This is a genomic window from Acinetobacter sp. 16 (assembly GCF_033439925.1).
In the GTDB taxonomy this organism is placed as follows: Bacteria; Pseudomonadota; Gammaproteobacteria; order Pseudomonadales; family Moraxellaceae; genus Acinetobacter; species Acinetobacter junii.
Genome location: NZ_CP137746.1, coordinates 2,970,244 through 2,985,493, shown reverse-complemented (window position 1 = coordinate 2,985,493; position 15,250 = coordinate 2,970,244). Strand labels below are relative to the sequence as shown.

General features: G+C 42.4%; 25 protein-coding genes and 1 pseudogene. 25 read left to right on the top strand and 1 reads right to left on the bottom strand.

What is annotated here, in order from left to right:
- The first annotated feature begins 1 nt into the window (after position 1).
- The 24 genes and pseudogenes from rpsC to tnpC all read left to right on the top strand — a co-directional run bounded on the left by rpsC (position 2) and on the right by tnpC (position 12,740).
- Positions 2 to 818, top strand: a pseudogene (gene rpsC, locus R2H34_RS14480) (30S ribosomal protein S3).
- Positions 758 to 1,171: a 50S ribosomal protein L16 gene (rplP, locus tag R2H34_RS14475; protein WP_004641059.1), complete on the top strand. Its 414-nt coding sequence runs from the start codon at positions 758 to 760 to the stop codon at positions 1,169 to 1,171. The pseudogene rpsC and the gene rplP overlap by 61 nt, the downstream one beginning before the upstream one ends.
- Entirely contained in the window at positions 1,171 to 1,368 is a 198-nt protein-coding gene (gene rpmC / locus R2H34_RS14470) for a 50S ribosomal protein L29 (protein WP_004909358.1), read from the top strand. Before rplP ends, rpmC begins: the two co-directional genes overlap by 1 nt.
- Positions 1,365 to 1,622: a 30S ribosomal protein S17 gene (rpsQ, locus tag R2H34_RS14465; protein ID WP_004657679.1), complete on the top strand. Its 258-nt coding sequence runs from the start codon at positions 1,365 to 1,367 to the stop codon at positions 1,620 to 1,622. The genes rpmC and rpsQ overlap by 4 nt, the downstream gene beginning before the upstream one ends.
- A 92-nt stretch (positions 1,623 to 1,714) precedes the next feature.
- Positions 1,715 to 2,083, top strand: a complete 369-nt coding sequence (gene rplN, locus R2H34_RS14460) for a 50S ribosomal protein L14 (protein ID WP_004657680.1) — start codon at positions 1,715 to 1,717, stop codon at positions 2,081 to 2,083.
- Between the two features lie 9 nt (positions 2,084 to 2,092).
- On the top strand, positions 2,093 to 2,410 hold the full coding sequence (rplX, locus tag R2H34_RS14455) for a 50S ribosomal protein L24 (protein WP_004909354.1): 318 nt from the start codon (positions 2,093 to 2,095) through the stop codon (positions 2,408 to 2,410).
- 15 nt (positions 2,411 to 2,425) lie between these two features.
- Complete coding sequence (gene rplE, locus R2H34_RS14450) at positions 2,426 to 2,962, top strand: 50S ribosomal protein L5 (RefSeq protein ID WP_004909351.1); 537 nt, start codon at positions 2,426 to 2,428, stop codon at positions 2,960 to 2,962.
- A gap of 9 nt (positions 2,963 to 2,971) precedes the next feature.
- Entirely contained in the window at positions 2,972 to 3,277 is a 306-nt protein-coding gene (gene rpsN, locus R2H34_RS14445; protein ID WP_001074624.1) for a 30S ribosomal protein S14, read from the top strand.
- Positions 3,278 to 3,288: 11 nt separating this feature from the next.
- Entirely contained in the window at positions 3,289 to 3,684 is a 396-nt protein-coding gene (gene rpsH / locus R2H34_RS14440; protein WP_004964328.1) for a 30S ribosomal protein S8, read from the top strand.
- 13 nt (positions 3,685 to 3,697) lie between these two features.
- On the top strand, positions 3,698 to 4,231 hold the full coding sequence (gene rplF, locus R2H34_RS14435; protein ID WP_004909344.1) for a 50S ribosomal protein L6: 534 nt from the start codon (positions 3,698 to 3,700) through the stop codon (positions 4,229 to 4,231).
- A gap of 14 nt (positions 4,232 to 4,245) precedes the next feature.
- The gene (rplR, locus tag R2H34_RS14430) at positions 4,246 to 4,596 is read left to right on the top strand and encodes a 50S ribosomal protein L18 (RefSeq protein WP_004641044.1); all 351 of its coding nucleotides are present in this window, start codon (positions 4,246 to 4,248) and stop codon (positions 4,594 to 4,596) included.
- Positions 4,597 to 4,598: 2 nt separating this feature from the next.
- On the top strand, positions 4,599 to 5,096 hold the full coding sequence (gene rpsE / locus R2H34_RS14425) for a 30S ribosomal protein S5 (protein ID WP_004657688.1): 498 nt from the start codon (positions 4,599 to 4,601) through the stop codon (positions 5,094 to 5,096).
- A 6-nt stretch (positions 5,097 to 5,102) separates the two neighbouring features.
- A complete protein-coding gene (gene rpmD, locus R2H34_RS14420) occupies positions 5,103 to 5,279 on the top strand; it encodes a 50S ribosomal protein L30 (RefSeq protein ID WP_000849088.1) in 177 nt (58 codons plus the stop codon).
- Between the two features lie 3 nt (positions 5,280 to 5,282).
- Positions 5,283 to 5,723 carry a 50S ribosomal protein L15 gene (gene rplO / locus R2H34_RS14415; protein WP_004964322.1) on the top strand — a complete coding sequence of 147 codons (441 nt, stop codon included), beginning with the start codon at positions 5,283 to 5,285 and terminating at the stop codon, positions 5,721 to 5,723.
- Positions 5,724 to 5,768: 45 nt separating this feature from the next.
- Positions 5,769 to 7,088, top strand: a complete 1,320-nt coding sequence (gene secY, locus R2H34_RS14410) for a preprotein translocase subunit SecY (RefSeq protein WP_171053828.1) — start codon at positions 5,769 to 5,771, stop codon at positions 7,086 to 7,088.
- A 20-nt stretch (positions 7,089 to 7,108) separates the two neighbouring features.
- Positions 7,109 to 7,225, top strand: coding sequence for a 50S ribosomal protein L36 (rpmJ, locus tag R2H34_RS14405; RefSeq protein WP_000867907.1), 117 nt, complete (start codon positions 7,109 to 7,111; stop codon positions 7,223 to 7,225).
- 107 nt (positions 7,226 to 7,332) lie between these two features.
- Positions 7,333 to 7,689 carry a 30S ribosomal protein S13 gene (gene rpsM, locus R2H34_RS14400; RefSeq protein WP_000090815.1) on the top strand — a complete coding sequence of 119 codons (357 nt, stop codon included), beginning with the start codon at positions 7,333 to 7,335 and terminating at the stop codon, positions 7,687 to 7,689.
- A gap of 19 nt (positions 7,690 to 7,708) precedes the next feature.
- Positions 7,709 to 8,095 carry a 30S ribosomal protein S11 gene (rpsK, locus tag R2H34_RS14395; RefSeq protein WP_001040166.1) on the top strand — a complete coding sequence of 129 codons (387 nt, stop codon included), beginning with the start codon at positions 7,709 to 7,711 and terminating at the stop codon, positions 8,093 to 8,095.
- Positions 8,096 to 8,107: 12 nt separating this feature from the next.
- Positions 8,108 to 8,734 (top strand): 30S ribosomal protein S4, encoded by a 627-nt coding sequence (rpsD, locus tag R2H34_RS14390; RefSeq protein ID WP_004909337.1) that lies wholly within the window; start codon positions 8,108 to 8,110, stop codon positions 8,732 to 8,734.
- A gap of 18 nt (positions 8,735 to 8,752) precedes the next feature.
- Positions 8,753 to 9,760 carry a DNA-directed RNA polymerase subunit alpha gene (locus tag R2H34_RS14385; protein WP_004660372.1) on the top strand — a complete coding sequence of 336 codons (1,008 nt, stop codon included), beginning with the start codon at positions 8,753 to 8,755 and terminating at the stop codon, positions 9,758 to 9,760.
- An 18-nt stretch (positions 9,761 to 9,778) separates the two neighbouring features.
- Positions 9,779 to 10,144, top strand: a complete 366-nt coding sequence (gene rplQ / locus R2H34_RS14380) for a 50S ribosomal protein L17 (RefSeq protein ID WP_004641032.1) — start codon at positions 9,779 to 9,781, stop codon at positions 10,142 to 10,144.
- Positions 10,145 to 10,345: 201 nt separating this feature from the next.
- Entirely contained in the window at positions 10,346 to 10,729 is a 384-nt protein-coding gene (locus R2H34_RS14375) for a transposase (protein ID WP_318342317.1), read from the top strand.
- Entirely contained in the window at positions 10,726 to 11,061 is a 336-nt protein-coding gene (gene tnpB / locus R2H34_RS14370) for an IS66 family insertion sequence element accessory protein TnpB (RefSeq protein WP_004642106.1), read from the top strand. Before R2H34_RS14375 ends, tnpB begins: the two co-directional genes overlap by 4 nt.
- Positions 11,062 to 11,135: 74 nt before the next feature.
- Complete coding sequence (gene tnpC, locus R2H34_RS14365; RefSeq protein ID WP_318342316.1) at positions 11,136 to 12,740, top strand: IS66 family transposase; 1,605 nt, start codon at positions 11,136 to 11,138, stop codon at positions 12,738 to 12,740.
- A gap of 38 nt (positions 12,741 to 12,778) precedes the next feature.
- Here tnpC and R2H34_RS14360 read toward each other — a convergent pair whose 3' ends face one another.
- A complete protein-coding gene (locus R2H34_RS14360) occupies positions 12,779 to 13,330 on the bottom strand; it encodes a hypothetical protein (protein ID WP_004964313.1) in 552 nt (183 codons plus the stop codon).
- Positions 13,331 to 13,702: 372 nt separating this feature from the next.
- On the opposite strand from R2H34_RS14360, the gene R2H34_RS14355 reads away from it, so the two are divergent.
- Positions 13,703 to 15,193 carry a flavin-containing monooxygenase gene (locus tag R2H34_RS14355; RefSeq protein WP_004909331.1) on the top strand — a complete coding sequence of 497 codons (1,491 nt, stop codon included), beginning with the start codon at positions 13,703 to 13,705 and terminating at the stop codon, positions 15,191 to 15,193.
- The last annotated feature ends 57 nt before the right edge of the window (positions 15,194 to 15,250 follow it).

Genomic DNA, 15,250 nt, shown 5'->3' with positions numbered 1-15,250 from the left:
TATGGGTCAGAAGGTTCATCCAATCGGTATCCGCCTAGGTGTTGTGAAACGCCATAACGCTAACTGGTATGCGAGTCCGAAACAATACGCTGAATACTTGCTTAAAGATCTTCAAGTTCGTGAGTTTTTAACTAAAAAACTTAAGAATGCGATGGTAAGCAATATTCTTATCGAACGTCCTACAGGCGCTGCTAAAGTAACTATTAGCACTGCTCGTCCTGGTATCGTTATCGGTAAAAAAGGCGAAGATATTGAGAAATTACAGCGCGAACTCACCAACATTATGGGTGTTCCAGCGCAAGTTAGCATCAACGAAATTGATCGCCCAGACTTAGATGCTCGTTTAGTTGCTGAAGCAATCGCTTCTCAATTAGAAAAGCGTGTAATGTTCCGTCGTGCTATGAAGCGTGCGGTTCAAAACACTATGCGTGCTGGCGCGAAAGGTATCAAAGTTGAAGTTTCTGGCCGTTTAGGTGGTGCAGAGATTGCTCGTACTGAATGGTATCGTGAAGGTCGTGTTCCTTTGCATACTCTTCGTGCTGATATCGACTATGCAACTATGCGTGCTGAAACAACTTACGGTACGATCGGTGTTAAAGTTTGGATTTTCCGTGGCGAGATCTTAGGTGGCATGAAACAAGTCATGAACCCTGCTCCTGCTGAAGAGCGTCCAGCTAAACGTGGTCGTGGTCGTGGTGAAGGTCAAGAGCGTCGTGGTCGTCGCGGTGACCGTGCTGCTGACAAGGGAGAATAATCCATGTTGCAACCTAAACGTACCAAATTCCGTAAAGTGCACAAAGGCCGTAACACTGGTCTAGCGCATCGTGGTAGTACAGTATCATTTGGTTCGATTGCGATTAAAGCGACTGAACGTGGTCGTATGACTGCGCGTCAAATCGAAGCTTGTCGTCGTACCATTAGCCGTCGTATTAAGCGTGGTGGTAAAATCTTCATCCGTGTGTTCCCGGATAAACCAATTACCGAAAAACCATTAGAAGTTCGTATGGGTAAAGGTAAGGGTAGCGTGGAATACTGGGTTTGCCAGATTCAGCCAGGTAAGATCCTGTACGAAATTGAAGGTGTGAACGATGAATTAGCGCGTGAAGCTTTTGCTTTAGCTGCTGCTAAACTTCCGTTTAAAACCACTATCGTGACTCGGACGGTAATGTAATGAAAACTAAAGATCTACGTGAAAAATCGGTAGAAGAGTTGAAAGCGATGCTTGATGAGCAACAGCTTAACCAATTCCGTCTTCGTATGGCGAAAGCAACTGGTCAGTTGGGCAAATCGCACGAAGTGCAAATTGCTCGTAAGACAATTGCTCGTATCAAGACACTCCTTACCGAAAAACAGGGGAACGGACAATGAGTGAAAAAACAGTCCGCACGTTAACCGGCAAAGTCGTAAGCGACAAAATGGACAAATCTATTGTTGTGCTTATTGAACGCCGCGTTCAACACCCGTTGTATGGCAAATCAATCCGCCGTTCAACTAAATTACACGCTCATGATGAGAACAATGTTGCTAAATTAGGCGACTTGGTAACCATCAAAGAAAGCCGCCCAATTTCTAAAACTAAAGCTTGGACTTTAGTGGAAGTAGTTGAAGCTGCTGCTGAGTAATTAGACGTTCTTGTTGCATCATCGGACAATTTCGAGTACTCTTTGAGCCTTTCGAAATTGTGACCGGTGATGCTCGGTTTTGGAGTAGGGCAATGATTCAAACCGAAAGTATGCTCGACGTAGCAGACAACAGTGGTGCACGCCGCGTACAATGTATTAAAGTACTAGGTGGTTCACATCGTCGTTATGCTTCTGTTGGCGACATTATTAAAGTTACTGTAAAAGAAGCAATCCCACGCGCACGTGTTAAAAAAGGTGACGTGATGAATGCTGTAGTTGTTCGTACAAAATTCGGCATCCGTCGTCCAGATGGTTCAGTTATTCGTTTCGACGATAACGCAGCTGTTATTTTGAATAACAACAAAGCTCCGATTGCTACTCGTATCTTCGGACCAGTGACTCGTGAACTTCGTACTGAACAGTTCATGAAAATCATTTCATTGGCTCCTGAAGTTCTATAAGAGGCAATCATGGCTAAGATTAAAAAAGGCGATCAAGTAATTGTGATCGCAGGTAAAGAAAAAGGCAAACAAGGTGTTGTTTTGTCTGTTTCTGAAGATCGAGTTAAGGTCGAAGGTCTTAACTTGGTGAAGAAGCATCAAAAGCCAAACCGTGTAACAGGCGCTGAAGGCGGTATCGTTACTCAAGAGGCGACGCTTCATATCTCTAACGTGGCAATTTTTAATGCTACAACCCAAAAGGCTGACCGTGTTGGTTACCAAGTGATTGATGGCACGAAAACTCGTGTTTATAAATCAAATGGTGAATCAGTGGCGGCAGCGAAGTAATAGGTTGAAAAGGCAATGGCCAGACTTAAAGCACGTTACAATGACGAACTTAAAGCAAAGTTAAAAGAAGAACTTGGCATTAAGAATGTGATGGAAATTCCACGCATCACAAAAATCACTCTTAACATGGGTGTAGGCGCAGCTGCAACTGATAAGAAATTATTAGACGGTGCTGTTGCTGATATGCAACTCATTGCTGGTCAAAAACCAGTTGTGACACTTGCTCGTAAATCAATCGCTGGTTTCAAAATCCGTGATGGTTGGCCAATTGGTTGTAAAGTTACTTTACGTGGCGACCAAATGTACGAATTCTTGGACCGTTTGATCTCTATCGCGATTCCTCGTATCCGTGACTTCCGTGGTTTTTCTTCAAAATCATTTGATGGTCGTGGTAACTACTCTATGGGTTTAAAAGAGCAAATCGTTTTCCCTGAAATCGATTTTGACAAGATTGATCGTATTCGTGGTTTAGATATCACAATTACGACAACTGCTCGTAGCGATGACGAAGGCCGTGCGCTTATGCGTGCATTCGGCTTCCCGTTCAAATAAGAGGTCGATATGGCTAAGAAAGGTATGATTAATCGCGAATTGAAACGCGAAAAGACAGTTGCTAAATACGCTGCAAAACGTGCTGAATTAAAAGCAACGATTGCAAATGTAAACGCAAGTGACGAAGAACGTTTCGAAGCGATGTTAAAGTTACAAGCATTGCCACGTAATGCATCTCCAGTACGTCTTCGTAACCGCTGTGGTTTAACTGGTCGTCCTCATGGTTACTTCCGTAAGTTCGGTTTAAGCCGTAACAAATTACGTGACACAGTAATGCAGGGTGATGTACCAGGCGTTGTTAAGGCAAGCTGGTAAGGAGCGACTAAATGAGTATGCAAGATACCGTTGCCGACATGTTAACACGTGTTCGTAACGCACAAATGGCGAAGAAACAAGTTGTTTCTATGCCTTCTTCTAAGTTGAAAGTTGCAATTGCAAACGTACTTCAACAAGAAGGTTATATTTCAAATGTAGAAGTTGCTCAAGATGATGCAAAATCTACTTTGACTATTACGCTAAAATATTTCGAAGGCAAACCAGTTATCGAAACGGTTAAGCGCGTAAGCCGTCCAGGTCTACGTCAATACCGTGGTAAAGATAAACTTCCTAGCGTTAAGCAAGGTTTGGGTATTGCAATTGTTTCTACAAGCAAAGGCATCATGACTGATCGCGCTGCACGTGCTGCGGGTGTTGGTGGTGAAGTTATTGCTTTTGTTTCTTAATAGGTGATTCCTCATGTCTCGTGTGGCTAAAGCCCCAGTAACTGTACCTAATGGTGTAACAGTTACTCAGAACGGCCGGCAGGTCGAAGTGAAAGGCAGCAAAGGTACATTGTCTTTCAACCTGCATGCGCTGGTCGAGCTAAAACAGGAAGAAGGTAAACTTCAACTTGCTCCAGTAAAAGAATCGAAAGATGCTTGGATGCAAGCTGGTACTGCTCGCGCTGTATTGAACAACCTTGTAAAAGGTGTTAGTGAAGGCTTCGAACGTAAACTACAACTTGTTGGTGTAGGTTACAAAGCTGCTGTTAAAGGTACTGTTGTTAACCTAGCATTAGGTTATTCACACCCGATTGACTACGCTTTACCTGAAGGTGTAACAGCGGAAACTCCAACTGCAACTGAAATCATTTTGAAATCAGCAAACAAGCAGTTGTTAGGTCAAGTGGCAGCGGAAATCCGTGCATACCGTTCTCCTGAACCATATAAAGGTAAAGGTGTTCGTTATTCGGATGAAGTTATTCTTCGTAAAGAAGCTAAGAAGAAATAAGGCGCGAGGTTCTTATGAACGAAAAGAAACAAACCCGTTTGCGTCGTGCGAAAAGCACACGCTTGCACATCCGTGCATTGGGTGCGACTCGTTTGTGTGTAAACCGCACTCCGCGTCACATCTATGCTCAGGTTATTTCAGCAGATGGTGGCAAAGTTTTAGCGCAAGCTTCAACTTTAGATGCATCTTTACGTAGTGGTACTACTGGTAACGTTGAAGCGGCTACTAAAGTAGGTGCTTTGATCGCAGAACGTGCTAAAGCAGCTGGTGTTACTAAAGTTGCATTTGACCGTTCTGGTTTTAAATATCATGGTCGTATCAAAGCCTTGGCTGATGCTGCTCGTGAAGGCGGCTTGGAGTTCTAATCATGGCGAAAGTTGAACAAAACGAAGGTCTCGTTGAAAAGCTGGTTGCCGTTGATCGTGTAGCCAAGGTTGTTAAAGGTGGTCGTATCTTCTCTTTCACAGCATTAACTGTTGTGGGCGATGGTAATGGTCGTGTAGGTTTTGGTCGTGGTAAAGCACGTGAAGTTCCAGCTGCTATTTCTAAAGCACTTGAAGCTGCTCGTCGCAACATGATTACTGTAGACCTTGCTGGTACTACTTTACAACACCCTGTGAATGCTCGTCATGGTGCAAGCCGTGTATACATGCAACCTGCTTCTGAAGGTACTGGCGTAATTGCTGGTGGTGCTATGCGTGCCGTTTTAGAAGCTGCAGGTGTACATAACGTACTTGCTAAATGTTATGGCTCTACTAATGCTGCTAACGTAGTAAACGCAACTTTCAAAGGTTTGCGTGATATGACTTCTCCTGAGAAAGTCGCTGCGAAACGTGGTCTTTCAGTAGAACAAATTCAAGGGTAATCAATCATGAAAACGATTAAAGTTACCCAGACTAAATCTTCTTCGCATCGTTTAAAAAATCATAAACTTTGCCTACAAGGTCTAGGTCTGCGTCGTATTGGTCATACTGTAGAAGTGCAAGATACGCCTTCTAACCGTGGTATGATCAACAAAGTTTACTATATGGTTAGTGTAGAGGAATAAGCCATGACTCTGCGTTTAAATGAACTTTCACCTGCTGAAGGTGCAAAGCGTGAAAACCGTCGTTTAGGCCGTGGTATCGGTTCTGGCGTTGGTAAAACTGGTGGTCGTGGTATCAAGGGTCAAAACTCACGTAAAAGTGGTGGTACTCGTCCAGGCTTTGAAGGCGGCCAAACTGCGTTATATCGTCGTTTACCTAAATTCGGTTTCACTAGCCAAATCGCTTTGAAAACTGCTGAAGTGCGTTTGTCTGAGTTGAATAAAGTGGAAGGCGACATCGTTAGCCTTGAAACTTTAAAAGCTGCGAATGTTGTTCGTCGTGACCAGATTCGTGCTCGCATCGTGCTTTCTGGTGAAATCACTCGCGCGTTCACTGTACAAGGTGTTGCGTTGACTAAAGGCGCTAAAGCTGCTGTTGAAGCTGCTGGCGGTAAAGTCGAGGAGTAATCTCGAGTGTCTATGACTCCTAGTTCTACTGGTCATGTTAACATGATGAAAGGCCAGCCGTTTCATGTGAAATATCGTGAAATTATCCGCCGATTAATGTTTTTAATTGGCGCGTTATTGGTCTTTCGACTAGGAGCGCATATTCCGTTGCCGGGTATTGATAATGTAGCGCTGGCACGTTTTTTTAAAGCTAATGAAGGTACCTTCTTAGGTTTATTTAACATGTTTTCTGGCGGTGCATTAGAACGCATGTCGATTCTAGCGTTAGGTATCATGCCGTATATTTCTGCTTCGATTATCGTGCAGTTAATGTCGACAGTGATCCCTTCGTTAGAGGCTTTGAAAAAAGAAGGCGAGCAAGGCAAACGCAAGATTAATCAATATACACGTTACGGAACTTTATTCCTTGCACTAGTGCAAGGGGTGGGGATGTGTGCTGGTCTCATTAGTCAGGGTATTACTTTGACTTCGGGATTGGCATTTTATGTTCCAGCGGTAACTTCATTGGTTGCTGGAACAATGTTCTTGATGTGGTTAGGGGAGCAAATTACTGAACGTGGTGTCGGTAATGGTATCTCAATGATCATTTTCGCAGGTATTGTGGCAGGCTTACCAAACTTGGTAATTCAGTCATTTACAACAGTACAAAATGGTCAAGGTAGTTTAATTGGTTTAGCTGTATTTGGATTATTATCTTTAGCAGTTTTAGCTGCGATTGTGTTTATTGAAAAAGCACAACGTCGTATTCCAGTGAACTATGCTCAAAAACAGCAAGGGCGTCGTGTATTTACTGCACAGCAAACACATTTGCCATTGAAAATTAATATGGCAGGTGTAATCCCAGCAATTTTCGCAAGCTCATTGTTATTATTTCCAGCGAGTTTGGGGCAATGGCTAGGTAGTGCTGATCCTAATGCAGGGATTATTAAGCGTAGTCTGCAAGACTTGGCATTGGTGTTATCGCCTGGACAGCCGTTATATTTAATGCTCTTTGGTGCGTTAATTATTTTCTTCTGTTATTTCTATACCGCGCTTGTTTTTAGCCCGAAAGAAGTTTCAGAGAATTTGAAACGTAGCGGAGCGTATGTGCCTGGTATCCGCCCAGGTGAGCAAACGGCTCGTTATTTAGATCATATCCTTAATCGTTTGACGTTTATTGGTGCAATCTACATCACCGTTGTGTGCTTAATGCCGATGGTTTTACAAAGTTCATTTGGTATTCCATTCCATTTGGGTGGAACATCATTGCTTATTGTAGTTGTTGTAGTGATGGATTTTATGGCGCAACTTCAAGCGCATCTAACTTCGCATCAATATGATAATCAAACGTTAATGAGAAAAACGACTGCTCATCCTCAGGGATAAGCGCACTTAGAGGTTTCATCATGAAAGTACAAGCTTCTGTAAAGAAAATCTGTGGTAGCTGTAAAGTTATCCGTCGTAATGGGGTTATTCGCGTGATTTGTAGCGCAGAACCTCGTCATAAGCAGCGTCAAGGTTAATTTAATTAAGACCTGTTGATTTCAGTAGGCTAATTAGGTTATTATCCGCCCCTCAAGATTTTTGTGGGGCGGTTGATTATCTTGACTGCCTTTTTGGAGAAAATTGAATGGCTCGTATTGCCGGTGTAAACATTCCGGATAACAAGCATGCTGTTATCTCTCTCACGTATATTTTTGGTATCGGCCGCCACACTGCTAAGAATATCTTAGCTGCTGTAGGTATCACTGAGACTACAAAAATTCGTGAATTAGATGATGCTCAGCTTGATGCGATTCGTGCAGAAGTTGCTAAGGTTCCGACCGAAGGTGATTTACGTCGCGAAATTTCCATGAACATTAAACGTTTAATGGATTTAGGCTGCTACCGCGGTCTTCGTCATCGTCGCAGCTTGCCTGTTCGCGGACAACGCACCAAAACTAACGCACGTACCCGTAAAGGTCCGCGCAAACCGATTAAAAAGTAAGATTTCTGGAAGCTAAAAGATGGCTAAAGATACTCGCACACGCAAGAAGGTCACTCGTACCGTCTCTGAAGGTGTTGCACACATTCACGCGTCTTTTAATAACACCATTGTAACGATTACCGATCGTCAAGGTAATGCATTGGCTTGGGCTACCTCAGGTGGACAAGGCTTCCGTGGTTCACGTAAATCAACTCCGTTCGCTGCTCAGGTAGCTGCTGAAGTTGCTGGTAAAGCAGCTTTAGATTACGGTTTGAAAAACCTAGACGTCCTTGTAAAAGGTCCTGGTCCAGGTCGTGAGTCTGCGGTTCGTGCATTAGGCGCAGTGGGTTATAAGATTAACAGCATTACCGATGTGACTCCAATTCCTCACAACGGTTGCCGTCCACCTAAAAAACGTCGCGTGTAAGGAGAAACATTCATGGCTCGTTATATTGGTCCAAAATGCAAACTCTCTCGCCGCGAAGGGACAGACCTGCAACTTAAATCTGGCGTTAAACCATTTGACGTCAAAACAAAAAAAGCTAACAAAGCACCTGGTCAACATGGTCAGGCACGCGGTGGAAAGCAATCTGAGTACTCACTACAATTACGTGAAAAACAAAAAGTACGTCGTATGTACGGTGTGTTAGAGCGTCAATTTAGTAATTACTATAAAGAAGCAGCTCGTGTTAAAGGCGCAACAGGTGAAAACTTGTTGAAATTGCTTGAAAGCCGTCTTGATAACGTAGTTTATCGCATGGGTTTTGGTTCTACACGTGCAGAAGCTCGTCAGTTAGTAAGTCACCGTTCTATTACTTTAAATGGTCGTCGTGTAAACATTGCGTCTATTCAAGTTAAAGCGGGCGATGTAATTGCAGTGCATGAAGGCGCTAAACAACAATTGCGTATTAAAAACGCGATTGAATTAGCTGCTCAACGTGGGATCCCTGCTTGGATGGAAGTTGACCATTCTAAGTTAGAAGGTACGTTCAAAGCTGCTCCAGATCGTTCTGATTTACCTGCTGAAATCAACGAAAGCTTGATTGTAGAATTGTATTCTAAATAATCCTTGAGGTAGCAATAAATGACGCGTACTGCAAACGAGTTTCTAACTCCGCAAGCGATCAAGGTCGAAGCGGTGAGCGGGACCTCGGCAAAAGTGATTCTGGAACCTTTAGAGCGTGGCTTTGGTCATACTCTAGGTAATGCTTTACGTCGCATTCTATTGTCTTCTTTACCTGGCGCTGCTGTGGTTGAAGTAGAAATAGAAGGTGTCGAGCACGAGTACAGTACTTTAGAAGGCTTGCAGCAGGACATCGTCGAGCTCTTGCTGAACCTAAAAGGATTGTCTATTAAGCTGTTCGATCAAAACGAAGCATATTTAACATTAGAGAAGCAAGGTGCAGGTGACGTAACAGCAGCTGACCTTCGTTTACCTCATAATGTTGAAGTGGTTAACCCTGATCATTTAATTGGTACTTTGAGTTCTAGTGGTTCATTAAAAATGCGCCTTAAAGTTGCTCAAGGTCGTGGCTACGAAACTTCTGATTCACGCTTCCCAGAAGGCGAAACTCGCCCTGTAGGTCGTTTACAATTAGATGCTTCATATAGCCCGATTAAACGTGTTTCTTATACCGTTGAAAATGCGCGTGTAGAACAACGTACTGATCTTGACAAGCTAGTGATCGATCTTGAAACAAACGGTACTGTTGATCCAGAAGAAGCAATCCGCAAAGCGGCAACAATCTTGCAACAACAAATTGCAATTTTTGTTGATCTTCAGAAAGATCAAACTCCAGTTGCTCAAGAACCTCGCGAAGAAGTTGATCCAATTTTGCTTCGTCCAGTAGATGATCTCGAGCTAACTGTTCGTTCTGCTAACTGTTTGAAGGCAGAAAATATTTACTACATTGGTGATCTTGTTCAACGTACCGAAGTTGAGTTGTTAAAAACTCCTAACTTAGGTAAAAAATCGTTAACTGAGATCAAAGATGTTTTGGCATCGAAAGGTTTACAACTCGGCATGCGTTTAGAGAACTGGCCACCTGCTAGTCTCCGTATGGATGACCGTTTTGCCTATCGTAGCCGTTAATTAAGTAGGACTATCACCATGCGTCATCGTAATAGTGGTGTGAAATTAGGCCGTACAAGCAGCCACCGTAAGGCGTTGTTCCAAAACTTAACAAATGCTTTAGTTGAGCATGAGTTAATTAAAACAACTTTGCCTAAAGCGAAAGAACTTCGCCGCGTTGCTGAGCCTTTAATCACTTTAGCTAAAAACGATACAGTAGCAAACCGTCGTTTAGCGTTTGCTCGTACTCGTTCTGCAGCAACTGTTGGTAAATTATTTACCGTTCTTGGCCCTCGTTACAAAGAGCGTAACGGCGGTTATCTACGTGTTCTTAAAGCGGGCTTCCGTGCAGGTGATGCTGCACCGATGGCTTACGTTGAACTCGTTGACCGTGAAGTAAAATAATACTTCTACGTGTAGAACAGTCAGTTGTTCCAAAAAAGGTCGGTGTAATAACCGACCTTTTTTATTGTTTAAGGTTAAGGACATTGTATTCAAATGTATTGATGGAGCATTAAGTGTAAGCGTCCGCTGAACACACCTTATGAATTCGTCCTATAAGCCTTAATTTAGTCCTGACTTAAAAACAAGTGGGAACTTAAATTTATGACTACAAATAACCAGACATCCATCGCATCTCTTACGATAAAACTAAGAACATATAGTGCTGAATTTAAACAGCAGATCGTTCAGGCGTGTAAAGCATCGGAGGTTTCAATTGCTTCGGTCGCTTTGCAACATGGATTGAATACAAATCTTGTATCCAAATGGATTCGCTTAATTGATGCTAAGCCAGGGAATGATCGCTCACTACTACCGAATAAACCTGCATTTATTACCTTATCTTGCTCCGCACCATTAGATCCTATCCCTACTGGCATGTTAACGGTTCAAATTACTTTACCCCACTCAAAAGCAGAAATTGGCTTGAAATGGCAAGTATCAGAAATATCTGCTTTAGCAGAATTACTCAAGGCACTTACAACATGATCCGTATCGATGAAATCTGGTTGTCTACTCAGCCCATGGACATGCGTGCAGGTATGGATACGGCCATGGCTCAGGTGGTGAGAGCCTTTGGCTACATCAAACCGCATTGTGCTTACCTGTTCTGTAATAAACGTGGCCATCGCATGAAAGTGCTGGTACATGATGGACTGGGCATCTGGCTGTGTGCCCGGCGGTTGGAACAGGGAAAATTTCACTGGGCTAAAGTTCACCAGGGTGAAAGCGTAGCCCTCAGCCCAGAACAGTTACAGGCACTGATCCAGGGTTTGCCTTGGCAGCGCATTGGACGACAGCAGGTGGTGACGATGCTCTAAACTAGCTTGGTCCATTCTGCTATTCTCCAAACGTTCTATTTCCTCTGCGTCATGACCTCAGGCATACTGCGGTCATGAATACGCTGCCTGATTTAAGCCAACTGACCCATGAACAACTGCTGGAATTTACCCGGCAGTTGGCAATGCAGCATCAGTCTTTGGCACAATCAAATCAAGAATTAGAAAAATCAAACCAGCAATTGGATGCCAAAGTTCAACATCTTTCCATTCTCACGCAAAAATACGAGCATGAGCTCGCACTATTTAAACAGCACAAATTTGGCAGTAAAAACGAACATCTCACCGCAAAACAAATCCATCTGTGGGATGAAGCGGTCGAAGAAGATATTGCCGCTGTTGATCTGGAACTGGAACGGCTGAATGCAGATAAAACTGATGCAGCGACACACAAAGCCACAGTCAACAAACCTAAACGTCGACTGCTGCCCGATCATCTACACACCATCCGTATCGAGCATGAACCAACATCAACCCAATGTGCTTGTGGCTGCACCTTGCGTCGTATCGGCGAAGATATCAGTGAAAAACTACATTTCAGACCGGCACAGTTCTATAAGGAACAGCATGTGCGTGGCAAATGGGTCTGTGATCAGTGTGACACCCTGACTCAGCAAGCGATGCCTGCCTATGTGATTGATAAAGGCATTGCTTCACCTGAACTGCTCAGCCATGTGCTGGTATCGAAGTATGCCGATCATTTACCGCTGTACCGTCAACGTCTGATCTATCAGCGGGCGGGAATCGAGCTTTCTAGATCAACGTTATCTGACTGGATAGGTCGCTGCGGTGTGGAACTGGAACCTCTGGCCAATGCCTTAAAACAGGTGGTGCTGCAACAGCGGGTGATCCATGCCGATGAAACGCCGGTCACCATCATGCGGATGGGTGATGATGAGAAAAAACCGAAGAAAGGTTATGTCTGGGCCTATGCCACTACACAGTACAATCCAGTTCAAGCGGTGATCTATGACTTTCAGGATAGCCGTTCAGGTCAGCATGCAGAAGAGTTCCTGAATGGCTGGCAGGGCCATCTGGTCTGTGATGATTACAGTGGTTATAAAGCACGCTTTAAATCAGGCGATGTCATAGAGGTGGGCTGCATGGCGCATGCACGTCGTAAATTCCATGAGCTACATGTGACCGGGAAAAGTCAGATCGCTGAACAGGCATTACTGATGATTCAGAAACTGTATGCGATAGAAGCAGAACTCAGGAAAAAGACCGATGGTACAGCAGAACACCGCCGCGAATACCGACAACAGCACAGCCAACCGATGATGCAACAACTGTGTGAATGGCTCAACCAACATTATCTGACGGTGCCATCGAGTTCTCCAACCGCCAAGGCCATCAATTACAGTCTGAAGCGTTGGCCAGCCTTAAGCCGCTATCTGGATGATGGCAATCTACCCATTGACAATAACTGGGCAGAGAACTCAATGCGTCCCTGGGCATTGGGCCGTAAGAACTGGTTGTTTGCAGGTTCGCTGCGCAGTGGACAGCGAGCGGCAAATATCATGACTTTAATCCAGTCAGCAAAGCTGAATGGGTTGGATCCGTATGCCTATCTCAGTGATGTGCTGAAAAGGCTGCCGACGCATAAAGCGACCCAAATAGAAGAATTACTACCACATCGCTGGAAATCCAACTCAAATTAAAAAATAGGCATGGGGTTCAGCGGACGCTTACCATTAAGTTAAGCAATTATTTTTAAATTATTCCTTTCAATTGGCGGTAAGTAGATCAAGAAACCTTGAATAATTTGGTCTGAATATTCTTCTGAGTACGCTATTCTGTAGTTTGTTTCTATCTCAACAGGAATAATTTCTCCAGCCAGGCTACTATCTTCCGTATATTCAAGATAATGTCTATCACCTTCAAATTGAAAGTTATATTGAATTTTGACTGAATCTAACCGATCTCCTATTCCTAACAAACCTAATAATTTTCCACGATATCCTTCGCCTACATAGATGAATTCTAGTCTATTTGTATCTGCATTGAATGTTAGCGTAATGCTTTTATTCCAATAACAACATATTTCACTAATAGGATGTTCACTTGGCTGTACTAAATTTCGGTGTAAAACTAGCCATTTATTTTGCTCATAAGATAAGTTGTCTGATTCTTCATAATCATGAATGATTTGAAAATCTGAAACTGCTTTAAAGGTGTTGAAATTTAACCCTAATGCAATTCCTGCAGCAGATTGAGCTGGTATAATTTCAGCAAATAAATTCGGAATCAATGGTACACACTCTTCACGGTTTGTTTATAGGATTATTCGCTTTCAAAACAAGGTATATGAATTATTTAAGCTTCCTATTTACATTAAAATTTCATTATAAATTGCCTCTACATTTGATGTGCTTAATCTATTTTATGTTCTATAAATATTAATTAGTTAAATTAATTTTTTTGTAATAAAGTAAGGATGTATTCTTAATTTCCAGTTTCAGAAATTAGCAAATCCAAGCAAAAATCTCAGGATTTTTTTACCCTCTTTTTTTCAAAATGTCCCGAACTGATATAAAAAAACCTATGAATGACTAAACTTGACATTGTGTATTGTCAAATTTGTGCTTTAATAAAGACATGGTTTATACAGGGTATAAAAAAAATGGAAAAGCAAGTTGATGTTTTAATTATTGGTGCAGGTATCTCTGGGATTGGGTTAGCTGTGCATCTTTCTAAGAACTGCCCGCAACGCCAATTTGAAATTTTAGAGCGTCGTGATAGCTTTGGCGGGACTTGGGATTTATTCCGTTATCCTGGTATTCGTTCTGATTCAGACATGTCTACTTTTGGTTTTAACTTTAAACCATGGGCAAAAGAAAAAGTTTTAGCAAGCGGTCCTGAAATTAAAGGTTATTTAGGTGAAGTCATCTCTGAAAATAAATTAAAAGAGAAAATTCACTTTGGTCATCGTGTACTTTCTGCAAACTATGATTCTGCTAAGAAAAAGTGGTTGGTTGAAATTGAAGACAACAACAAGAAGAAGCAGACTTGGTCAGCTAATTTTGTGATGGGATGTACTGGTTACTATAATTATGACCAAGGTTATGCACCACAATTCCAAGATCAAGATAAATTTAAAGGGCAATTTATCCATCCACAACACTGGCCTGAGAATTTAGATTATAAAGGCAAAAAAGTTGTAATTATCGGTAGTGGTGCAACTGCAATTACACTTGTTCCTTCAATGGTAAAAGGTGGGGCAGGTCATGTAACCATGTTGCAACGTTCTCCAACTTATATCGCAACAGTGCCTTCAATTGACTTTATTTATGAAAAGACACGTCGATTCATGTCTGAAGAAACAGCATATAAATTTACTCGTGCTCGTAACATTGGCATGCAGCGTGCAATTTATGCATTAGCACAAAAGCATCCTAAAACTGTTCGTCGTTTGCTGTTGAAAGGAATCGAGTTGCAGTTAAAAGGTAAAGTGGATATGAAACACTTTACTCCAAGCTATAACCCATGGGATCAGCGTTTGTGTGTTGTTCCTGATGGTGATTTATTCAAAGCTTTACGTGAAGGTCAAGCAAGTATTGAAACAGATCAAATTGAAAAATTCACCGCAAATGGTATTCAGTTAAAATCTGGTAAACACTTAGAAGCAGATATTGTGATCTCAGCAACTGGTTTAGAGATCCAAATCTTGGGTGGTGTGCAAGGTTCAATCGATGGTAAGCCACTTAATACCTCTAAACACATGTTGTATCAAGGTGTGATGGTGAGTGATGTACCGAATATGGCAATGATTATTGGTTATATCAATGCTTCTTGGACATTAAAAGTTGATATCGCAGCTGATTATATTTGCCGCTTGATTAATCATATGGATAAGAATGGCTATGATGAAGTGATTGCTCATGCTGACCCAAGTCAGTTTGAACAGGATACTATTATGGGTAAATTGTCTTCTGGTTATATCGCACGTGCAGCTGATGTTATGCCAAAACAAGGTAAGCAAGCGCCTTGGAAAATTACCAATAACTATCTTGCAGATCGTAAAGATCTAAAAGATGCTAAGTTTAACGATGGCGTATTGCAATTCCATAAACGTGGTGAGCAAGCGGATCGTAAGCCTAAATTAGTTTCATAAATTTTTTGTTTGATAAAAAAAACCTATGTTAATACATAGGTTTTTTTATTTCTAAAT

Excerpts from the sequence above, each read along its gene's own strand:
- rplP (WP_004641059.1), top strand. The coding sequence starts at position 758 with ATGTTGCAACCTAAACGTACCAAATTCCGTAAAGTGCACAAAGGCCGT.
- rpmC (WP_004909358.1), top strand. The coding sequence starts at position 1,171 with ATGAAAACTAAAGATCTACGTGAAAAATCGGTAGAAGAGTTGAAAGCG.
- rpsQ (WP_004657679.1), top strand. The coding sequence starts at position 1,365 with ATGAGTGAAAAAACAGTCCGCACGTTAACCGGCAAAGTCGTAAGCGAC.
- rplN (WP_004657680.1), top strand. The coding sequence starts at position 1,715 with ATGATTCAAACCGAAAGTATGCTCGACGTAGCAGACAACAGTGGTGCA.
- rplX (WP_004909354.1), top strand. The coding sequence starts at position 2,093 with ATGGCTAAGATTAAAAAAGGCGATCAAGTAATTGTGATCGCAGGTAAA.
- rplE (WP_004909351.1), top strand. The coding sequence starts at position 2,426 with ATGGCCAGACTTAAAGCACGTTACAATGACGAACTTAAAGCAAAGTTA.
- rpsN (WP_001074624.1), top strand. The coding sequence starts at position 2,972 with ATGGCTAAGAAAGGTATGATTAATCGCGAATTGAAACGCGAAAAGACA.
- rpsH (WP_004964328.1), top strand. The coding sequence starts at position 3,289 with ATGAGTATGCAAGATACCGTTGCCGACATGTTAACACGTGTTCGTAAC.
- rplF (WP_004909344.1), top strand. The coding sequence starts at position 3,698 with ATGTCTCGTGTGGCTAAAGCCCCAGTAACTGTACCTAATGGTGTAACA.
- rplR (WP_004641044.1), top strand. The coding sequence starts at position 4,246 with ATGAACGAAAAGAAACAAACCCGTTTGCGTCGTGCGAAAAGCACACGC.
- rpsE (WP_004657688.1), top strand. The coding sequence starts at position 4,599 with ATGGCGAAAGTTGAACAAAACGAAGGTCTCGTTGAAAAGCTGGTTGCC.
- rpmD (WP_000849088.1), top strand. The coding sequence starts at position 5,103 with ATGAAAACGATTAAAGTTACCCAGACTAAATCTTCTTCGCATCGTTTA.
- rplO (WP_004964322.1), top strand. The coding sequence starts at position 5,283 with ATGACTCTGCGTTTAAATGAACTTTCACCTGCTGAAGGTGCAAAGCGT.
- secY (WP_171053828.1), top strand. The coding sequence starts at position 5,769 with ATGAAAGGCCAGCCGTTTCATGTGAAATATCGTGAAATTATCCGCCGA.
- rpmJ (WP_000867907.1), top strand. The coding sequence starts at position 7,109 with ATGAAAGTACAAGCTTCTGTAAAGAAAATCTGTGGTAGCTGTAAAGTT.
- rpsM (WP_000090815.1), top strand. The coding sequence starts at position 7,333 with ATGGCTCGTATTGCCGGTGTAAACATTCCGGATAACAAGCATGCTGTT.
- rpsK (WP_001040166.1), top strand. The coding sequence starts at position 7,709 with ATGGCTAAAGATACTCGCACACGCAAGAAGGTCACTCGTACCGTCTCT.
- rpsD (WP_004909337.1), top strand. The coding sequence starts at position 8,108 with ATGGCTCGTTATATTGGTCCAAAATGCAAACTCTCTCGCCGCGAAGGG.
- R2H34_RS14385 (WP_004660372.1), top strand. The coding sequence starts at position 8,753 with ATGACGCGTACTGCAAACGAGTTTCTAACTCCGCAAGCGATCAAGGTC.
- rplQ (WP_004641032.1), top strand. The coding sequence starts at position 9,779 with ATGCGTCATCGTAATAGTGGTGTGAAATTAGGCCGTACAAGCAGCCAC.
- R2H34_RS14375 (WP_318342317.1), top strand. The coding sequence starts at position 10,346 with ATGACTACAAATAACCAGACATCCATCGCATCTCTTACGATAAAACTA.
- tnpB (WP_004642106.1), top strand. The coding sequence starts at position 10,726 with ATGATCCGTATCGATGAAATCTGGTTGTCTACTCAGCCCATGGACATG.
- tnpC (WP_318342316.1), top strand. The coding sequence starts at position 11,136 with ATGAATACGCTGCCTGATTTAAGCCAACTGACCCATGAACAACTGCTG.
- R2H34_RS14355 (WP_004909331.1), top strand. The coding sequence starts at position 13,703 with ATGGAAAAGCAAGTTGATGTTTTAATTATTGGTGCAGGTATCTCTGGG.